13 protein-coding genes are annotated in these 18,160 nt (G+C 69.2%); 4 read left to right on the plus strand and 9 right to left on the minus strand.

Going from position 1 to position 18,160, the window contains the following annotated elements:
* The first annotated feature begins 101 nt into the window (after window positions 1–101).
* The gene (locus tag ACFFIC_RS10205) at window positions 102–806 is read left to right on the plus strand and encodes a creatininase family protein (RefSeq protein ID WP_377050057.1); all 705 of its coding nucleotides are present in this window, start codon (window positions 102–104) and stop codon (window positions 804–806) included.
* An 11-nt stretch (window positions 807–817) separates the two neighbouring features.
* On the opposite strand, the gene ACFFIC_RS10210 is transcribed toward ACFFIC_RS10205, so the two are convergent.
* Entirely contained in the window at window positions 818–1,561 is a 744-nt protein-coding gene (locus ACFFIC_RS10210) for an SDR family NAD(P)-dependent oxidoreductase (protein ID WP_377050058.1), read from the minus strand.
* Window positions 1,558–2,586, minus strand: a complete 1,029-nt coding sequence (locus tag ACFFIC_RS10215; protein ID WP_377050059.1) for a ketopantoate reductase family protein — start codon at window positions 2,584–2,586, stop codon at window positions 1,558–1,560. The genes ACFFIC_RS10210 and ACFFIC_RS10215 overlap by 4 nt, the downstream gene beginning before the upstream one ends.
* A gap of 140 nt (window positions 2,587–2,726) precedes the next feature.
* Here ACFFIC_RS10215 and ACFFIC_RS10220 point away from each other — a divergent pair, with 140 nt between their 5' ends.
* Both ACFFIC_RS10220 and ACFFIC_RS10225 read left to right on the plus strand, forming a co-directional pair.
* Window positions 2,727–3,638, plus strand: a complete 912-nt coding sequence (locus ACFFIC_RS10220) for a polysaccharide deacetylase family protein (protein ID WP_377050060.1) — start codon at window positions 2,727–2,729, stop codon at window positions 3,636–3,638.
* A gap of 102 nt (window positions 3,639–3,740) precedes the next feature.
* Complete coding sequence (locus ACFFIC_RS10225; RefSeq protein ID WP_377050061.1) at window positions 3,741–5,279, plus strand: ABC transporter substrate-binding protein; 1,539 nt, start codon at window positions 3,741–3,743, stop codon at window positions 5,277–5,279.
* 297 nt (window positions 5,280–5,576) lie between these two features.
* On the opposite strand, the gene ACFFIC_RS10230 is transcribed toward ACFFIC_RS10225, so the two are convergent.
* From ACFFIC_RS10230 to ACFFIC_RS10240, 3 genes are read right to left on the minus strand one after another with little or no spacing between them, the layout of a single operon-like run.
* Window positions 5,577–7,736, minus strand: a complete 2,160-nt coding sequence (locus ACFFIC_RS10230) for a N,N-dimethylformamidase beta subunit family domain-containing protein (RefSeq protein ID WP_377050062.1) — start codon at window positions 7,734–7,736, stop codon at window positions 5,577–5,579.
* 1 nt (window position 7,737) lies between these two features.
* Complete coding sequence (locus ACFFIC_RS10235) at window positions 7,738–9,330, minus strand: ABC transporter substrate-binding protein (RefSeq protein ID WP_377050063.1); 1,593 nt, start codon at window positions 9,328–9,330, stop codon at window positions 7,738–7,740.
* A gap of 32 nt (window positions 9,331–9,362) precedes the next feature.
* Window positions 9,363–10,742: an aminotransferase family protein gene (locus ACFFIC_RS10240; RefSeq protein ID WP_377050064.1), complete on the minus strand. Its 1,380-nt coding sequence runs from the start codon at window positions 10,740–10,742 to the stop codon at window positions 9,363–9,365.
* Between the two features lie 95 nt (window positions 10,743–10,837).
* Between ACFFIC_RS10240 and ACFFIC_RS10245 the strand changes: the two genes are divergently transcribed.
* A complete protein-coding gene (locus ACFFIC_RS10245; RefSeq protein ID WP_377050065.1) occupies window positions 10,838–11,569 on the plus strand; it encodes a TetR/AcrR family transcriptional regulator in 732 nt (243 codons plus the stop codon).
* 323 nt (window positions 11,570–11,892) lie between these two features.
* Here the strand turns inward: ACFFIC_RS10245 and ACFFIC_RS10250 are convergent, their stop codons facing one another.
* The 4 genes from ACFFIC_RS10250 to ACFFIC_RS10265 all read right to left on the minus strand — a co-directional run bounded on the left by ACFFIC_RS10250 (window position 11,893) and on the right by ACFFIC_RS10265 (window position 18,152).
* A complete protein-coding gene (locus ACFFIC_RS10250; protein ID WP_377050066.1) occupies window positions 11,893–13,302 on the minus strand; it encodes a TIGR03013 family XrtA/PEP-CTERM system glycosyltransferase in 1,410 nt (469 codons plus the stop codon).
* A gap of 463 nt (window positions 13,303–13,765) precedes the next feature.
* Window positions 13,766–14,695 carry a BKACE family enzyme gene (locus ACFFIC_RS10255; protein ID WP_377050067.1) on the minus strand — a complete coding sequence of 310 codons (930 nt, stop codon included), beginning with the start codon at window positions 14,693–14,695 and terminating at the stop codon, window positions 13,766–13,768.
* A gap of 5 nt (window positions 14,696–14,700) precedes the next feature.
* Complete coding sequence (locus ACFFIC_RS10260) at window positions 14,701–15,630, minus strand: 3-hydroxyacyl-CoA dehydrogenase (protein ID WP_377050068.1); 930 nt, start codon at window positions 15,628–15,630, stop codon at window positions 14,701–14,703.
* A complete protein-coding gene (locus ACFFIC_RS10265; RefSeq protein ID WP_377050069.1) occupies window positions 15,627–18,152 on the minus strand; it encodes a branched-chain amino acid ABC transporter ATP-binding protein/permease in 2,526 nt (841 codons plus the stop codon). Before ACFFIC_RS10265 ends, ACFFIC_RS10260 begins: the two co-directional genes overlap by 4 nt.
* Window positions 18,153–18,160 lie beyond the last annotated feature (8 nt).

Consider the following 18,160-nt stretch of genomic DNA (forward strand, 5'->3'; position numbering starts at 1 on the left):
GACGCGGCGGGAGATGGCTGGCCTTGCCGGTCGCCCACGGCGATGATGCGGTGCGGCAGCGTAGGAAGGGCCTTTGCCATGCGTCAACCGGAGTGCGCGCGATGAGGATCGCCGGGATGGACTGGCGGGCTGTGGAGGCATGGCTCGCCCATGACGACCGCTGCGTCCTGCCGTTGGGCAGCACGGAGCAGCATGCCGGGCTGAGCCTGAGCGTGGACAGCATCCTGGCCGAGCGCGTGGCGGCGGAGGCGGCCGGGCCGCTCGGCGTGCCGGTGTTTCCGGTGCTGGCCTATGGGATCACGCCGTCCTTCGCCGCCTATCCCGGGACGGTCAGCCTGCGCGCCTCCACCTACCTCGCGGTGCTGAAGGATGTGCTGCGGGGCCTGTATTCGCAGGGGTTCCGGCGCATCCTGCTGTGCAACGGGCATGGCGGCAACGCGCCGGGGGCGGCGGCCGCGCTGGAGTTCATGGGGGATTACCCGGATTGCCGCGCCCGCTGGCACGACTGGTGGCGGGCGCCGCGCACCCTGGCGGCCGTGACGGCGATCGACCCCGTGGCGAGCCATGCGAGCTGGATGGAGAACTTCCCCTGGACGCGGCTGCCGGATGCGGCGCCCCCGCCGGCGGAGGCCAAGCCGATGACGGATCTCGCCCGCCTGCGCGGCCTGCCGCCGGATGGGGTGCGGGCGCAGCTTGGGGATGGCAACTTCGGCGGGCTTTACCAGCGGCCGGACGAGGAGATGCTCCGCCTCTGGGACGTGGCCGTGGCAGAGACGCGGGACCTGCTGGAAGGCGACTGGGGTTGACGTGATGGGGGCTAGCGCCCGCCATCCACCGAAAGGACCTGGCCGCTGACGAAGCCGGCAAGCGGGCTGGCGAAGAACAGGACCGCATCCGCGATGTCCTGTGGCGTGCCCAGGCGGCGGAGCGCGATGCGCGAGACGAGGTCGCGCTGGCCCTGCTCCCCGTAGCTCTCCCACTGGGCGTTGCTGGCGGGGTTGGAAGGAATGAAGCCCGGCGCCACGCTGTTCACGGTCACTCCGTACGGGCCGAGCTCATGGGCGAGCTGGCGCGTCAGGCCGACCACCGCGTGCTTGGCGCTGCAATAGCTCTGGATGCCCGTGAGGGAGGCCTGGAGGCCGGCACCGGAGGAGATGTTGACGATCCGTCCTCGCCCGGCCCGCTTCATCCCCGGCGCGGCCGCGCGGCAGAGGGCGAAGGCGGCGCCGAGGTTGATCGCGAGGATCCGGTCCCAGTCCTCGTCCGACACCTCCTCGACCGGCTGGAACACCTGGCCTGCCACGCCGCCCGCGTTGTTCACGAGGATGGACAGGGGGGCGCCTGCCTCTTGCTCCACCGCGGCGACCCAGCCGGCGGCGGCGGCGCGGTCGGTCAGGTCCACCGCAGCGATCGTGATGCCGTCCTGCGAAGCGCCGGTCACTGAAGGAGCACAGCCCCAGACCCGCGCGCCGAGGCGGGCGAAGCTTTCGGCGATGCAGCGCCCGAGGCCGTGGCCGGCGCCGCTGACCGCCACCACCTCGCCGTCGAAGCGCAGCGTCATGGGATCAGCTCCAGCAGGTTGTCGTCGGTCATCGGGCGGCGGCCATCCTCGATCTCGTGGATCATGGCGGCGAGCTTGCGGAGGCCAGGGCAGGGGATGCCGTGGGCGGCGCCGGCCTCGATCACCGGCAGGACCTGCATGTCCACCTCCGTGCGCCGGCGGCGCACGGCCAGGTCGCGCCAGATCCCCGAATGCGTTTTCGCGCTGCCGCGGTTGAAGTGCTCCATCGCGGCGATGGAGGCGCGTGCTGCGGCGGGCGGGGCGCCCGGGCGGAAGGCGTCTGGGTCGAAGCCGTTGAAGCCGCGGGGGGTGGCGCCCTCGGCGAGGGCGACGGTGACGGCTTCCTCGCCAAGTCGGCGGAAGGCGGATTCCAGCTCCGGGCGGGCGAAACTGTCGGCGATGCCTGACTGGCCCAGCGCCTGGGCGAAGAGCATGGCCCCGTAGCCCAGCTTGCCCCACAGATAGGCGTGGATGTCGTTTGTGAGGATGGCGTCCGGCTCGAAGCGGCGGAGGGTGGCCAGCAGGGCTTGCAGCCGGGGCGTTTCCTGGCCGTCCAGCTCGCCGAGCACCACGGCGGCGCGGTTGCCCAGCAGGATGTGGCCGGGCTCCATATAGTCCGCGCCGAAGTTGACGAAGGCGCCGATCGTCCGCGCCGGACCGACGATGCCGGCGATCACCCTTTCGCAGAGTCCGTTCTGCAGCGAGAGGACGTAGCCTTCGGGCGAGAGGTGCGGGGCGAGGGCGCGGCAGGCCTCCTCGGTGTGATGGGCCTTCACGCAGAGGAAGATGCGGTTCCAGCTTCCCCGGACCTCGGCCGGCAGCATCGCCGGGGCGGAGACGGTGAACTCCGCCACCGGGCCGGAGATGCGCAGCCCACGGGCGGGGTCGCGGATGGCGGCGACATGTTCGGGAACCACGTCCACGAAGCACACGTCGGCGCCATCCCGGCGGAGAAAGGCGCCCACCGTGCCGCCAATGGCGCCCGCACCCCAGATGAGGACCCTTTCGCCCGCCGCGTCCGCCATCGCCCTCGCCCCTGGTATCGTCATCCGGCATCGTGCCGGGGCGGCAGGGTTACCCGATCCGGGCGCGCTGGGAAGGGTGGCCCGTGTTGCCTTTCGCAAGGGGGCACCCGAGGATCGTGGGCCGAAGCGGAGCGATCCCGATGAACGAAACTCCCCATCCCGAGGGCGAGCCCTGGCAATGGCCCGAGCCGACCTGGCGCCGGATCGTCGGGCGCGCACGGGCCGGGCGCAGCCTGGCGCCGCGCGCCTGGCCGGAGGGAGCGCGCTGCGCCGTCGCGCTCTCCTTCGACGCCGACCACGACACCATCCCGTTGCGCGACGCCGACGAGAGCCCGATGCGGATCAGCCAGGGGCAGTACGGCAACCGCCGGGCGATGCCGCGCATCCTGCGCCTGTTGGAGCGGGAAGGTGTTCCGGCGAGCTTCTTCTACCCCGCCGTTTCCGCCCTGCTCTACCCAGATGAGGTGCGCGCCGTGGCGGCGGCGGGGCATGAGATCGGCATCCACTCCTGGATTCACGAGGCGAATACCCGCTTGCCGGAGGGCGTGGAACGCGAGCTGACCTTCCGCGCGGCCGACACGCTGGAGAAGATCAGCGGCACCCGGCCGGTCGGCATCCGCACCGCGAGCTGGGATTTCTCCGTGGACACCATGTCGATCATCCGCGAGCTGGGGCTGCTTTACGACAGCAGCCTGATGGCCGACGACGATCCCTATGAGCTGGTCGCAGACGGGGAGCCGACGGGGGTGGTCGAACTGCCGCCCGAATGGATCCGGGATGATGCGGTCTACTACAACTTCGTCCGCTTCAGCGCGCTCCGCCCCTATACGCCGCCTTCCGCGGTGCTGGAGATCTTCACGGCGGAGTTCGACGCGGCCTGGGAGGAGGGCGGGCTCTTCCTCCTCACGCTGCACCCGCATGTGTCGGGCCACCGTTCCCGGATGCCGGTGCTGGAGCGGCTGATCGCCCATGCCAGGGCACGCGGCGGCTGCTGGTTCGCCACCCATGCCGCGATCGCGCGCTGGTGCAAGGAAAACCCTGCGGCGCCCTGAGCGCGACCGGCCTTCTGCGCAGCGAGGATGGTTTCCAGGCCGCGCCACCGAAAAGACGCTCAACCCGCGGCCAAGCCGCCGGCGAGAACTGAAGGGTTTCTGATGCGAACCGTCCCGAACCTCCTCCGGCCCGTCCTGCTCACCGCCGCCCTGGCCTCGGCGGCACTCGTGCCCGCCATCGCCCCGGCGCGGGGCGCGACGGTTCTCAACATCGGCCTGGCCGGCGATCCCGGCCCGCTGGATCCCGCGCAGAGCGGCAACTTCGTCGACCGCAACGTCTTCGCGGCACTCTGCGACAAGCTGATCGATACCGACGCCGAGATGAACTACGTGCCGCAGCTCGCGACCCGGTGGGAATGGTCGGACGACCAGCGCGTGCTCACCCTGCATCTGCGGGAGGGCGTGAAGTTCCAGGACGGCACGGGCTTCGACGCGGAAGCAGCCAAGGTCAACCTGGATCGCTTCAGGACCATGCCGCGCAGCCTTCGCCGGGCGGAGCTGGCGGCATTGGAAGCCGTCGAGGTCGTCGAGCCCCTCACGCTGCGCCTCCGGCTCTCGGTGCCGTCCGCGCCCTTGCTGGCGGCGCTGGCGGACAGGTCGGGCATGATGCTTTCGCCCGCGGCCATCCAGCAGCGCGGGGATGCGATCGGGCAGCGGCCGGTCTGTGCCGGGCCTTTCGCCTTCACCGAGCGCGTGGCGCAGGACCGGATCGTGGTGGACCGGTTCGACGGCTACTGGAACGCCGGTGCCGTCACGGTCGACCGGATCGTCTACCGGCCCATCACGGACAGCACCGTGCGGCTGCTCAACCTGCGGTCCGGGCAGTTGCAGATCGTTGATCAGATCGCCCCGACCGACGTGGCGGAGGTGCAGGCGAATCGTCGTCTCCGGCTGGCCCGGCATGTCGCGGCGGCCTATCGCACCTTGCAGTTCAACGTCGCGCATGGCCCGCGCGCCGAGACGCCGCTGGGCCGCGATCCGCGTGTTCGGCAGGCCTTCGAGAAGGCGATCGACCGGGAGGCGATCAACCAGGTCGTGTTCAACGGCCTGTTCGTGCCGAGCAACCAGACCGAGCCGCCGCAAGCACAGTACTGGAACCCGATGCATCCGGTCGGGGGCGCGGACCCGGCCGCGGCGCGGGTGCTGCTGAGGCAGGCAGGCGTGGGGCGGGTTCCTTTCACGCTGCAACTGGCGAACACGCCGATCGACGGGCAGATCGGAGAAGTGATTCAGTCCATGGCGCGTGAGGCGGGCTTCGACGTGCGGCTCGAGCAGGTGGAAAGCAATGCCGGCACCCAGAAGAACCAGGCGGGCGATTTCGATGCGGCGCTCCTGACCTGGAGCGGCCGGTCGGATCCGGACGCCAACCTCTCGATCTGGTTCGCCTGCAACGGGCCGTTCAACTTCGGCCGCTACTGCAACCCGCGTATGGAGGCGCTGCTGAGCGAGGCGCGCGGGCTGGCCGATCCGGCGAGGCGGATCCCGCTGTACCGGCAGGTGGTGGATCTCTACCGCGCCGACATGCCGCATGTGATCCTCTACCACTACACCTGGCTCTGGGGCCTGAGCGAGCGGGTGGAGGGATTCGTACCGAACGCCGATGGGTTGATCCGCGTGCAAGGCTTGCGGCTCCGGCCCTGACGCCAGCGTGGCTCGTGGCGAGGTTCGGGGCTTTCCGGCCGGGCCGGGCGGACCGCGGTCGGGCGGGGCGTCGCGCCAGAGCGGCCCGGTGCGGATGACTTGGAGGACGCCGCGGACCTCCCGCTGGTCATCCACCCGCGGCACCTCGTGGGAGAGCGGGACGTGGGGGCGCGGTCCGGCGCAGCCATGCCCTCACCAGCCAGGGCAGGTCCGCCATGGCGGCACCTCCGGCCGCCATGGAATCCGCCATTCGGATTCAGCGCCCGCCCTGTTCGGTGGGGTCGGGCCCGGATTGTCTCAGTGCTGGTCCACTTCCGAGAAGCGAAGCACGACGTTCTCAAGCAGCCGCGAGACAGGGCCGCCGAATGCTCCGTCCTTCCAGAGGCTGCCGAGAAAGGTGATGGAACCGACGGCAAAGACGGCGCCACCGCCGGGCACGTCGAAGTAAACGATCTCCGCCCGCTTCAGCGCCTCCGGGCTCTCGCCCGTGACGGTCGCGATGTGGGAGAGCAGTTCCTCGGGCACCGTCACGAAGGAGTCTGGCGGTGGCCCCGAACGCGCCAGGATGACAGTGCCGGGTGGCGTGCCGAGACGCTCGTCGGCGCGGTCCAGCTCGAAGCCGGCCGCGCCGCCGCCGGAGAGCCCATGGCCTCCGAAAACCTCCGGCACGTCCTCGAACATCCAGGCATGTGCGGGGTCGTGGCTGACCGGCAGGCGTTGGTAGAAGGTGCCCTCGAACAATCCCTGCGCGCTGAAGCCCACCCCTGCCAGGGCTTGCGGCGGCCGGCGGTTGCGGCGCCAGAGGCCGCCGAGCGTGCCATCCAGCTGGTGGTGGTACTCGCCCGGCTCGGCGGCCCAGGCACGGATGCCGCCTTCCGCGCGGCGGACCTCGATCAGGTGCGGGCGGGCGGGATCGCGCGCGATGCGCCAGTAGAACCCGTTGCCGCCGAGATAGCAGAGCCTGCCGCCGGTGTCGCGATAGGCGGTCAGCGCGTCGAGCATCCGCTCCGTGTGGTACTCGGGATGCGAGCCCGTGAGCACCACGCGGTACGGGCGGAGAAGATCCGTGCCTTCGTCGTCCAGATCTTCATCGGTGATCACGTCAAAGGCGATGCCACGTGCCTCCAGCCAGGCCAGAAGATGCGTGTCCGCGGGGTAGTGGCGCAGACCCGAACCCTTGGCGTCGTTGAAGGTGAGGAAGCCCGGCCGCATCGTCAGGACCGGCCGCCGGCGGGAGGAGAGCGCGACGCCGCTGCCGTCGGGATGGCGGTTGTAGGTCGAGTGCGCGAAGTCCGGAACGTCGTCCGGGTTGAGGGGATAGGCGCCCCATTCCGCCACACGCTCCCGGTAGGGATCGTCGGCGTTGCCGCGCGTGTGGTTGGCATAAGCCTGGTAGGTGAAGGTGGAGGCGAGGAAGGCGACCGGTGCGTGCGGCCCCTCCCGCGGCGCCAGTACGTAGAAGGGCAGCCAGTCCTCGCCGCCCGCGCAGGTCAGGTGGAAGGCGTAGGCGCCGCTCCGCAGATCCGCGGGAATGTCGAAATGGAACGAGGGTGTCCAGCCCAGGTCGTCCAGATCGTCCGCGTGGAAGTGGACGGCGGCGTAGTCGGCCAGGGCATGCCGCCAGCATGTCTCGGCGCCCGACCAGCGCGCGCCGATCACGGCGCGGGTCGGGGCGTTGTGGAAGGTGCCGTGCAGGGCGTCCGGGCCGCGGTCGGCGAAGGACCAGCCCCCGATGCCCACGGAGAAGTCCCAGCGGGCGCGCAACTCGCCCGGCGGTGGCTCCAGCGCATCCGGCCAGGAGGCGACAAAGGCGGCGAGAAGCAGCGGATCCTCGACCTTGCCGGTGAAGTGGTCCGAGCAGACCGCACCCCCATGCGCGCCGAAGGTGACGCTGTCCGCTACCGGCGCATCGCCCTGCGGCAGTTCCGCCCCGGCGCTCGCCAGGCCGCCGCCCAGGGCGGTCTGCCCGAGCAGCACGCGCCCCGTGCCGGGGTCATGGGATAGCCAGAGGCGGTACCAAACCCCCGGGCGCAGCGGCACGCCCGTGGCGAGCCGTGCCGAGGCCCCACCCACCGCGATCTCCGCCTCGGCGCCCCCGGCACCGGCGCGGAGGGTGACGCCGCCGGCCGAGAGGACGGTGGCGGAGGGCAAGGCAGCGAGCTGCTGCACGAGCACGGCCCAGCATCTGGGCTCCGCACCGGATAAGCGCGGCGCCGGCGACACGTGCCCGAAGGAGCCGAGCCGTGCCGGCTGGTGCATCCCCTTGAAGGCGTGGTCGAAGGCTTCCGGCATCGGGCGGAGATCCATGCCTGGCCCCTGCGGGTTCGGATCGCCGGAGACGACGCGCACGAGCCGGGCGCGGCAGGGGCCTGGCTCGCGCAGGCTCACATGAGCGGTGACCCGGCCGCCGGGGCGGCGGGACAGGCGATCGAGATAGCCGCTGACCGGAGGGAGCATCTCAGGCGCGCCGGATGTTCCAGGGCACGGGGCGTGGCCCTTCCAGCATGCCGGTGAGCGAACGCCGGTAGGCCGTGCGGATGAAGAACTGGCCGAGCGGCACCGTGGGCACGTCCCGGAACGCGAGGTCCTGCATCCGCTCGCCAAGTGCCATCCGTGCCGCCTCGTCCGGCGCGGAGAGCCAGCGCTCGTTCAGGGCCTCCATTTCCGCGCTCTCGTACCAGCCACTCCAGCCGCCAGCGCCCTGGCCGCGGAGGATGGCGTTCTGCGTCGGCGTAACGATGCCCATGCCGCTCCACCAGACAGGGTACAGGTTCCATCCGCCCTGGGCCGGCGGGTTCCGGTTGTTGACGCGCCCGAGCACCGTTCCCCAGTCGGTGGACACGAAATCCATGTTGAAGCCGATGCGCTCCAGCAGATCGTTCGCGATCAGGCCGAGCGGCGCGATGGAGGTGAAATCGGACGGGTTGAGAAAGGTGACCTTTTCTCCGTTGTAGCCGCTGGCCCGCAGCATCTGACGCGCCTTCTCCAGCCCGGCTCCCGCCATCGGGTCGGGTGACGGGGCGCGGCCGTAGGGCGTGGTGCAGGGAAAGAAGGAGTGGCAGACATTGTAGGCACTGGGATCGTTGTTGGTGACGGCCGCCATGAAGTCCGGCTGGCTGATGGCAGCCAGCACGGCGCGCCGCACCTCCGCCTTGTCGAACGGCGGGTGCAGGTGGTTGAAGCGCAGCACGCCCATGTAGCCGGCGGGATCTCCGTTCCCGATGGCGATGTCGCGGTTGCGGCGCAGCAGCGGGATCAGGTCCGCCGCCGCCTGCTCCCACCAGTCCACCTCGCCCGACTGGATCGCCGCCGCCGCGGTCGCCTGGTCGGGCAGCATGATCCATTCCACCCGCTCGAAGTTCACCGCCTTGCCGCCGGCGGTCCATTCCGGCGCCTCCGGGCGCGGTGCGTAGCGCTCGAACTTGCGGTAGGCGGCGCGGCTGCCGGGGATGAACTCGTCGGCCACGAAGCGGTAGGGACCGGAGCCGACGATCTCCGGAAGGGGCCGCAGCGCGTCGGTGGCGGCGAGGCGCTCGGGAATGATGAAGGCGGGCACGGTGCCGGGCTTGGCCAGCGCGTCCAGGAGCAGCGGGAAGGGGCGTTGCAGGCGGATGACGAGGGTGCGGTCATCCGGGGTCTGGTACTCGGCGACCGCCGCCGCCAGCGTCCGGCCGAAGGTGTCGCGATTGCCCCAGCGGCGGATGCTGGCGGCGCAGTCGCGCGAGCGCACCGGCTCCCCGTCGTGGAAGAACAGGCCTTCGCGCAGGCGGATGGTCCAGGTGAGCCCGTCATCCGAGACGCTGTGGCCCTCCGCCATCTGCGGCTGCGGGCGCATCCGCGCGTCCACGCCGTAGAGCGTGTCGAAGACGTAGAAGCCGTGGTTCACGGAGACGCCGGAGACGGAGGAAACCGGGTCGGGATTCGACAGGGCCGCCTGCGGCACGAAGCGCAGCACCCGCGGATCGGCGCGCTGGGCCCGCGAGAGGGAAGGCGCCGCGAGGAGGGCGCCTCCGGTCAAGAGCGCGCCGCGACGCGTGACGGTGGTACGCATGTCCTGAACCTCGCTGTCCCGGTTGGAAGGTGTCAGGGGAGGATGCCCTCCGCCCGCAGTTCCGATGCATAATCGTCGAGCACGGCGGCGAGGCGCCCGACGAGAAGCTCCACCTCCTCCGCCGTGATCGTGAGCGGCGGTGTGATCATCAGCCAGTCACCATAGGCCCCGCGCGAGGTGCGGCGACAGTAGAGTGCCAGCCCGTGCCGCATCCCCAAAGCCTTCACCCGCTCCGGCGCCACGCGCTCCAGCGGGATCATGGCCTTCGTTTCCTTGTCCGCCACCAGCTCCACGGCCAGCAGCAGTCCCTTGCCGCGCACGTCTCCGATCAGCGCGCTGCGGCTGGCCAGGTCCTCCAGCCTGTCGCGGAGCAGGCTTCCCATGCGCGCCGCGTTGCCGACGAGATCGGCCTCCTCCACTTCGCGCAGCACGGCGGCGCCGACGGCGCAGTTCATCACATGGGCGTTGTAGGTGAAGCCGTGCATGAAGCCGCCGGCCGCATTGACGGCCTGCACCATCTCCGCAGAGACCAATGCGGCGCCGAGCGGCGCGTAGCCCGCGGAGAGGCCCTTGGCGAGCACCGCGATATCCGGCCGGGCACCGGGCCAGTGATCGGCGGCGAGGAAGCGGCCGGTCCGGCCCGCACCGCTCATCACCTCGTCGAAAATAAGCTTCACGCCGTGCCGCGTGCAGATCTCCCGCACCAGGGCGTGGTAGATGTCGGGCGCGACCAGCGCGCCCGTCGCCAGGCCGCCGACCGGCTCCATGATGAAGGCGAGCACCGTTTCCGGCCCCTCGCTTCGGATCGCCTCGTCCAGGGCAGCGGCGCAGTTGCGGGCATGGCTTTCCACCGTGTGATTGGGCGGCAGCCGGTAGGTGAGGGGCGCCGGCACGCGGGGCACGGTGCGCATCATGGGCCCGAAGATTTCGTGCGCGTGCGCGTCGCCCGACACGCCGAGCGCCCCGAGCGTGTTGCCGTGATAGCCGGGCTGGCGCCCGATCACCTTCCAGCGCGAGGCCTGTCCTGTGACGACGGCGTGCTGGCGGACGAACTTGATGGCGCTCTCCACCGCTTCCGATCCTCCGGACACGACGAAGGCGCGGTCCAGGCCAGGCCCCGCGAGGCGCGCCAGGCGTTCGGCGAACTCGATGTTCGCCGCGCTCTCGAACTGGCTGGGATAGGCGAACACGGCCTGACGCGCCTGCGCCTCGATTGCCGCGATGATGCGCGGGTGGCCGTGGCCCAGATTGCTGGCGACCGGTCCGGACGAGGCGTCCAGATAGCGGTTGCCCTCGGTGTCGATCAGCCAGATTCCCTCGCCACGCGCGATGCGCGGGAGCGGCGGCGCATCCACGGGGCGGGAGAAGGCCTGGAGGCCGTAGCCCGGCCCCTTCGGTGCGGTGGTCGGCAAGGCAGGCTCCCCATCGGTCAGGCGCAGTCTGACGCAGTTCTTGAGCGACGATCAAGAGACTTTCGTGGCGGTGCCATGGGCGTTAGATGGAATGCATGCCGAGAGAGAAGGCGAGGCGCCGGGCCGCCCCTGTCGCAGTTGGGCTGAGTCGATCGGCGATCATCGAGGCCGCGCTCGCCGAGATCGACCGCGGCGGGCTGCCGGCCTTCAGCCTGCGCGGCCTGGCGCGCGCGCTCGGGGTGAATGCGAACGTCGTTGTGTGGCACGTCGGCAACCGGGATGCCGTGATTGCCGAGGTGGTTGCACATGTGCTGCACGGCGTCGTGCCGCCCGAAGCGCCGGAGGAGGGTTGGGAGGCGCGGCTGCGCGGCCTGTTCACCCGGTTCCGCGCGGCCATGCGAAAGCATCCGCACACAGCGCCGCTGATCGGCGCCGACGCGGTTTCGAATCTTCGGCCCGACCTGCCTCTCGTGGAGGCGATCCTCTCGGCGCTGGAGGAAGCAGGCGTGCGGCCGGAACGAATCTGCGAGACCTACAACACCGTGCAGGCCGCCCTGGTGGGCTTCGTGACCCAGGAACTGGCGCGGCTGCCGACCGAGGACCTTCCGGGCTGGCAGGCCGGGATCCGCGCCGGTCTGGAGGCGGTCGATCCCGAGCGCTTCCCAACCCTGGTGCGCCATCTGCCGCGCCTCGTGAACCGCGCATTCATCCTGCGCTGGCAGAATGGCGCGGAGATGCCGATGGAAAGCAGCTTCACAGCCTTTGTGGATTGCGTGATCGCGGGCATCGCTGCCTCGCTGACCCAATCCCGGTCTCCGGATGAATAGAGCACCGCCGGAATGCGTGGATGGGTCGGGCTCTTGAACACCTGGGTAACTGTCTCTCGGCCCGTGCTTTCCTGCCAGGTGGCCGCGGCATGGATCCATCGTGCCGATCTCAGTGCCGTCAGACCTGGGACGTCTGGCCGCTCGGCCTCCACCCGTGGGAAGAGGCCGGCCGGATCAACTTGCCTCCAGACCGGGGGCGTGACCACGCCGCGCAAATGGATCGATGGACGGAGGAAGTTTTGCCCCTTCGCCTCTCGAACCGGTGTGCCCAAGCGACAATGGTTTCTGTGCAAGTATTCTTTGGAAGCTCGGTGGCACCATCCCTATCGAACCCCGCCAGGCCAGAAAACGACGCGAAGTGTCTGCAGGATGATGCGAAGGTCAAACAGGATGCTGAAGTTCTTTATGTAGAAGAGGTCGTAGCTGAGCTTGGAGCGCGCATCGTTCAGCGACGCGCCATAAGGATAGTTGACCTGAGCCCAGCCGGTCAGGCCAGCACGCATCAGGTGGCGGTCTTCGTACAGCGGCAGCTTGGCTGCGAGTTCATGAATGAATTCAGGGCGCTCGGGCCTTGGTCCGACAAATGCCATGTCGCCGCGCAGGACATTGAAAAGCTGCGGCAACTCGTCCAGGCGGGTTCGACGGAGCAGAGAGCCAACCGCGGTGATGCGCGGATCGGCCTTTGCCGCCCAAACCGCTCCGCCCTGCTCCGCATTCGTTGTCATCGTGCGGAGCTTGACGATGCGGAACACGCGCCCTCCGCGCGATACCCGATCCTGCCGGTAGAACACCGGGCCGCCATCGCCGAGCTTCACGGCCAGAGCGGCGACCAGCAGCGTGGGAGCCGTGACAAGCAGAACTGCGATGCTCACCGCGAGGTCGAGCATTCGCTTGAGAATACGGTCCATGGTCCCGATCACGAAACCATCGGCGTAGAGAAGCCAGTTGAGATCCAGGCGCTTGAGATCGATCCGCCCGATCTCCCTTTCGAGAAACTGCGCGTACTCGCTCACGGGATAGCCGGCCATCCGGCAGGCCAGCAGGCCCTCCATGGCTAAGCCCCGCCGCTCGTCCGGAGCAACCACAATCTGATCCGGGTTTATTCTGTGGACAGCGGGGAGGAGGCTCTCCAGCCCAGAAACGATCTCGTGGGCCGGGTTCGCCGCCAAGCGGGCATCAAGCTCTCCCATGCGGGCGTCATGCACAAAGACGACGTCAAAGGCGAGCGTCCGCGCCTCATGCCGCAACAGCCACACGAGGTCCCAGGCGCGCCGGCCAGCGCCGATCACCAAGAGGCGACGCCGAAAGGCACCCCTCCGGCGGAGCAGGTGGAGCACCAGGCGCGCGGTCAACCCAGCTGCGGCAAAGCATGGTACGGCGGCGGCGAACAGCAGGTGCGTGTCAGGGGTGCCAAGCGGCGCCGGCAAGGCTGCCGTGACAGCCCAGCCGACAAGGCCGGCGATACCAGCCGCAATGGGTACGCGGCCGAGGGTCTCGCCGGTCTCAACCAGCGCCTCGCGGCGGTACAGTCCCATGGCATACAGGAAGAGCAAGTCGGCCGCGGGGAAGACCAAGGCTGCCGGGCCAACAGGGTGTTCCCAGCCGACGAGAAGCAACCCGCCGAGGCAGGCGAGAACAAGGAAGCCGGCATCCAGCAGGGACAAGGCGAGAGCGGCAGTAGGGCGAGCGTGTATCTGGGCGAACACGGCACGGCTCCAGGAGGAATCGGGCATTGCATACCACGTCCCGGCGAAAGGGCCTCAATCGCATCACGGCTGAGCGGCGCCCGCTCCGGCCTGATCGGCGGGCGGGCAGGCGGGGTGGGGCATGGTGCTGGCGGATGTGCTGTGGGTGGCCTTGGAGCCGCTGATCGAAGCCTGTCAACCGTGCCACAAAGCCGCTGCATCACGACCTTCGCCAGAGTATCCGGGGGACCATCTGGCATGGCCGGAAGGGGGAGCGCAGCGCGACCAGCCTGGGGACCGGGGCTGGAGGGGACTCTCGGTTTTGTCCTTTTTTGTCGTCCTGCGGCGGTGCTGAGCTATTCGCAGCCGTGTCGTGCCGTGCCCGCCCGTCATGGCGCGGCCGGGGATCTCCAACCTTCACGGAGTTCCCGGTGCGTCCTCACCCATAAGTTCCTGCTCCAACGTCATCGCAGCGGCGCCAGGATCGGGTTGGCACTTCCCCTTGGGCTTCTCAGAAGCCCACCCTGTCGCCGCCCTTGAGGGACAGTATCTCGCGCGCCTCGTCAGGCGTTGCGACCTCCAGGCCCAGCCCCTCGATGATCTGACGCGCAGCGCGAACCTGCTCGGCATTCGTCTGGGCCAGGCGGCCGGGCCCGGCCCAGAGGCTGTCCTCCAGCCCCACGCGAACATTGCCGCCCATTGCGGCAGCCATGGCGGCGATGCTCAACTGGTGTCGCCCGGCGCCGAGCACGGACCATTGGTAGCTGTCCCCGAACAGCCGGTCGGCCGTGCGCTTCATGTGCAGCACGTCCTCCGGGTGATTGCCGATGCCGCCCTGCAGGCCGAACACCGTCTGGATGAACAGCGGCGCTTTCACGAGTCCCTGGTCGTGGAAGTACTTCAGGTTGTAAAGATGGGCGGTATCGTAGCACTCGAACTCGAAGCGCGTGTCGTTGCCGGCGCAGGTCGTCAGGATATGCTCGATGTCGCCGAAGCTGTTGCGGAAGATGATGTCCTTGTTGCCGAGGTAGTCGCGTTCCCACTGGTGCTTCAGGTCCTTGAAGCGATTCAGCATGCCAAACAGGCCGAAGTTCATGGATCCGAGGTTCAGCGAGGCCACCTCCGGCCTGAATGTCGCGGCCGGTCGCACGCGCTCCTGGATCGTCATTGTCGGCGCGCCGCCGGTGGTGAGGTTCACCACCACGTTGGAGCGCTGCTTGATGACCGGAAGGAACTTGGCGAAGGCTTCGGGCGACTGGTCGGGTTGGCCCGTTTCCGGATCGCGGGCGTGCAGGTGGACGATGGCGGCACCCGCCTCGGCGGCACCGATGGCCGCTTCCGTGATCTCCTCAGGCGTTACCGGCAGGTAAGGCGACATCGAGGGGGTGTGGATCGCGCCCGTCACGGCACAGGTGATGATGACTTTGCGCTTGGTCGCCATGATGGTCAGCCTTCCTTCTCAGCGGATGCCTTGTGAGCCCGCAGCGCCGCCAGCCGGCGGTCGCGCCACCGCATCTTGGCCGGCAGGTCCTGTTCCGTCGTCCACTGCCGCATGATCGCGGCCACCGCTTCACCCTCATAGACGGCGGGTGGCGCCGGCTCGGCGGCGAGGCGCTTGTAGAAGCCGGTGTAGCGCGCGCAGTAATCCTCGATGCCGCCCGGCGCGTTCAACTCGATCGTCGCGAAGGGACCGAGGAAGCTCCAGCGCAGCCCCAGCCCTTCCGAAACCGTCAGGTCCAGATCCGCCGGGGTGACGTAGCCTTCCGAGACCAGCCTGAAGGCTTCGGCCAGCAGCGCGCCCTGCAGGCGGTTGAGGATGAAGCCTTCCACTTCCTTCAGGACCGTGATCGGCACCTGGCCGATGGCCTGGTAGATGCCGCGCGCACGGGTGATGGTCTCGGGCGCCGTCCAGGCCGCGCCGGAAAGCTCCACAAGCGGAATAAGGTGCGGTGGGTTGACGGGATGGCCGATCAGGCAGCGCGCGCGGCCGGAAAGATCCTGCGTGAACAGGGAGACCCGGATGGCCGAAGACGAGGAGGCGATGATGGCTTCCGCCGGGGCTGCCGCGTCCAGCCGCGCGAAAAGGTCGCGCTTGACCTCCAGGGTTTCCGGCCCGTTCTCCTGGATGAAGGCGGCCGCGCCGGCCGCGTCCTCCAGCGTGGCGCTGGCCACGATCCGCGCGGCGGCGCCCGCGGGATCCTCGCATAATCCGTGGGCGGCAAGGTCCCGCAGCCCCTCGGCGCAAAGGACGACGGCTGAGGCTGCCACCCCTTCCGCCGGATCCCAGAGCCGGACATGCCATCCGGCGCGGGCGAAAATCATTCCCCAGGCACGACCGATCAGGCCGCTCCCGATGATGGCGACGGTTTGCTTCACAGCCACAACACCTTTCTGCGCAGTTCCTCGTCCTCGCGCAGCAGGCGGGATTCGCCGCTCCACTGCACGGTGCCGCGTTCCAGCGCAACGGTGCGGTCGGAGATGGCGAGCGCCAGGTCGAGGTGATGGTCAACGATGATGATGGAGACCTCCTGCCGCAGCTTATCGAAGGTTTCGAAGAGTTCCTCGGTAACGGCGGGCGACAGGCCCTCGAAGGGCTCGTCCAGCAGCAGCAGCCGCGTGTCGCCCGAGAGCGCGCGGGCCACCGCCACCATCTGCTGCTCACCACCCGAGAGCCGGTCCGCCGCCACGTTCCAGCGCTCCCGCAGGCGCGGGAAATACTCCAGGATGCGATCCTCCTCCCAGTGGATGCCGGCGCCGGTGATGCGCTTCAGCCGGCCGAGGCCGAGGTTCTCGCCCACCGTCATGCCGGCGAACAGCGCCCGGCCCTGCGGCACGAAGCCGACGCCGCGCCGCGCCACCTTGTCCGGCGTCATGCCCGCGATCGGATGGCCCGCCAGGGTGATGCTGCCGGAAGCCGGCCGCGCCGTGCCGATCAGCGTCTTCAGCAGCGTCGACTTGCCGGCGCCGTTGCGGCCGAGCAGCGCCACGACCTCGTTCTGCCGCACGGTCAGCGAGACGTCGTTCAGGATATGCGACTTGCCGTAGAAGGTGTTGACCTTCTGCAGATCGAGCAGCGGCGTGTCCCTTACGGCGCTGGGGCGCGGCTTCTCGGCCAGCGCATGCGCGCCGGAGCCGAGGTAGACCGCCTGCACACGCGCATCGTCCCGCGCATCGGCGACGCCGCCATCGACCAGCACCTCGCCGTCCGCCATCACTGTCACCCGGTCCGCCATGCGGAAGACGCGGTCGATGTCGTGCTCCACCAGCAGCACGGGAATGTCGGCCGACAAAGTCTTGATCAGGTCACCGACGCGCTCGCGCTCCGCGGCGGCGAGGCCTGCCAGCGGCTCGTCCAGCAGCAGGATGCGCGGCTTGGTGGCCAGTGCCAGCCCCATGTCCAGCAAGCGTTGCCCACCATAGGAAAGGCTGCCGGCTTCCGCATCTTCCACGCCCGCCATGCCGGTCCAGCGCAGCAGTTCGGTGGTGTCGTCCCGCAGGTCGGCAATGCCGGTGGCATCGCGAAACAGGGAGAAGCGTGCGGGGTGCCGGGCCTGAACGGCCAGGCGGATGTTCTCCTCCACCGAAAGGCCAGGGAAGAGATTGGTGATCTGGAAGGAACGCCCGAGCCCGGCGCGGGTGATGGCATGGGGCGGCATGCCGTCCACCCGCTGTCCGTCCAGCAGCACCTGCCCCTGGTCCAGAGGGAACATGCCAGAGAGGAGGTTGAAGGCGCTTGTCTTGCCGGCGCCGTTGGGGCCGATCAGCGCGTGCAGCCGCTTGTCGTCCACACTGAAGGAAACGCCGCGCACGGCCTTCACCGCGCCGAAGGACTTCTCCATGTCTTGCGCGACCAGCACAGGGCCTTGCGACCTGCCCTCGCGGATGAAGCGGGTGGGGATGCGGCCGGACGCGCCGGCGCGGCGTGCGGCCATGGCGGCGGCATCGGCCGGTGGCTTCGGGCGCACCAGCCCCAGCACGCGCTTGCCGATCCCGACCAGACCGTCCGGCGAGAAGACGATGAAGCCAACGAACAGCAGGCCGAAAACCAGCAGCCAGTTGACCGTGTAGATCGAGAGGAACTCACGAAACAGGATGTAGAACAGCGCGCCCAAGGCGGGGCCGAGAAAGCTGCGCATGCCGCCGATCACCACCATCGCCAGTAGCTCGCCCGAGAAAGCGATGCTCATCGGGTCCGCGGAAGCGAAGCGATGGTTGTACACGCTCAGCACGCCCGCCAATCCGGTGATCCCGGCGGAGATGGTGAAGGCCAGCAGCTTGTAGCGGTTGCTGTCATATCCGAGGAAGCCTGTCCGGCCCTCGTTCTCACGGATCGCCACCAGCACCGTGCCGACCGGGGAGCGCCGCAGCCGCCAGAGCCCCCAGACCACCAGCAGCGCCACGGCGGAGACCACCCAATAGTAGCTGCCCGCATTCTGTAGCGAAGCCCATCGGGTGACATTGCCGAGCCCGTTCTCGCCGCCTGTCAGCTCCGTCCAGCGGAAGGCGACCGAGAACAGCATGGCGGTGAAGGCCAGCGTCAGGAGGGAAAAGTATACCCCGCGCCGGCGCAGGATCAGCAGGCCGGCCACGGTGGACAGCGCGGCCACGATGATCAGTGCGCCGATCCCTGGGAGCAGCATGCCTGCCGGCAGGTAGTGGCGCTGGATCAACGCGGCGGCGTAGGCGCCGATGCCGAACCAGGCACCGTGGCCGAAGGAGACCAGCCCGGTCCAGCCCACCAGGATGTTCAGCCCCATCACAGCCAGCGCGAAGACCACCACGTCCGTGGCCGTGGTCATGGTCAGGCCGAGCGCATCCATCAGGAAGGGCAGCACCGCGAGCCCGGCTACTGCGATGAGCAGCGGGCGCAGTTCGAGCGCCCATGCGTTCCGCATCATGTTGGCGG

This window comes from Muricoccus vinaceus (assembly GCF_042433125.1).
In the GTDB taxonomy this organism is placed as follows: domain Bacteria; phylum Pseudomonadota; class Alphaproteobacteria; order Acetobacterales; family Acetobacteraceae; genus Roseomonas; species Roseomonas vinacea.

What these genes read in the sequence shown, in the direction of transcription:
- ACFFIC_RS10205 (WP_377050057.1), top strand. Translation starts at nt 102, where the DNA reads ATGAGGATCGCCGGGATGGACTGGCGGGCTGTGGAGGCATGGCTCGCC.
- ACFFIC_RS10255 (WP_377050067.1), bottom strand. Translation starts at nt 14,695, where the DNA reads ATGGCGACCAAGCGCAAAGTCATCATCACCTGTGCCGTGACGGGCGCG.
- ACFFIC_RS10230 (WP_377050062.1), bottom strand. Translation starts at nt 7,736, where the DNA reads ATGCTCCCTCCGGTCAGCGGCTATCTCGATCGCCTGTCCCGCCGCCCC.
- ACFFIC_RS10235 (WP_377050063.1), bottom strand. Translation starts at nt 9,330, where the DNA reads ATGCGTACCACCGTCACGCGTCGCGGCGCGCTCTTGACCGGAGGCGCC.
- ACFFIC_RS10220 (WP_377050060.1), top strand. Translation starts at nt 2,727, where the DNA reads ATGAACGAAACTCCCCATCCCGAGGGCGAGCCCTGGCAATGGCCCGAG.
- ACFFIC_RS10215 (WP_377050059.1), bottom strand. Translation starts at nt 2,586, where the DNA reads ATGGCGGACGCGGCGGGCGAAAGGGTCCTCATCTGGGGTGCGGGCGCC.
- ACFFIC_RS10210 (WP_377050058.1), bottom strand. Translation starts at nt 1,561, where the DNA reads ATGACGCTGCGCTTCGACGGCGAGGTGGTGGCGGTCAGCGGCGCCGGC.
- ACFFIC_RS10250 (WP_377050066.1), bottom strand. Translation starts at nt 13,302, where the DNA reads ATGCCCGATTCCTCCTGGAGCCGTGCCGTGTTCGCCCAGATACACGCT.
- ACFFIC_RS10245 (WP_377050065.1), top strand. Translation starts at nt 10,838, where the DNA reads ATGCCGAGAGAGAAGGCGAGGCGCCGGGCCGCCCCTGTCGCAGTTGGG.
- ACFFIC_RS10225 (WP_377050061.1), top strand. Translation starts at nt 3,741, where the DNA reads ATGCGAACCGTCCCGAACCTCCTCCGGCCCGTCCTGCTCACCGCCGCC.
- ACFFIC_RS10265 (WP_377050069.1), bottom strand. Translation starts at nt 18,152, where the DNA reads ATGATGCGGAACGCATGGGCGCTCGAACTGCGCCCGCTGCTCATCGCA.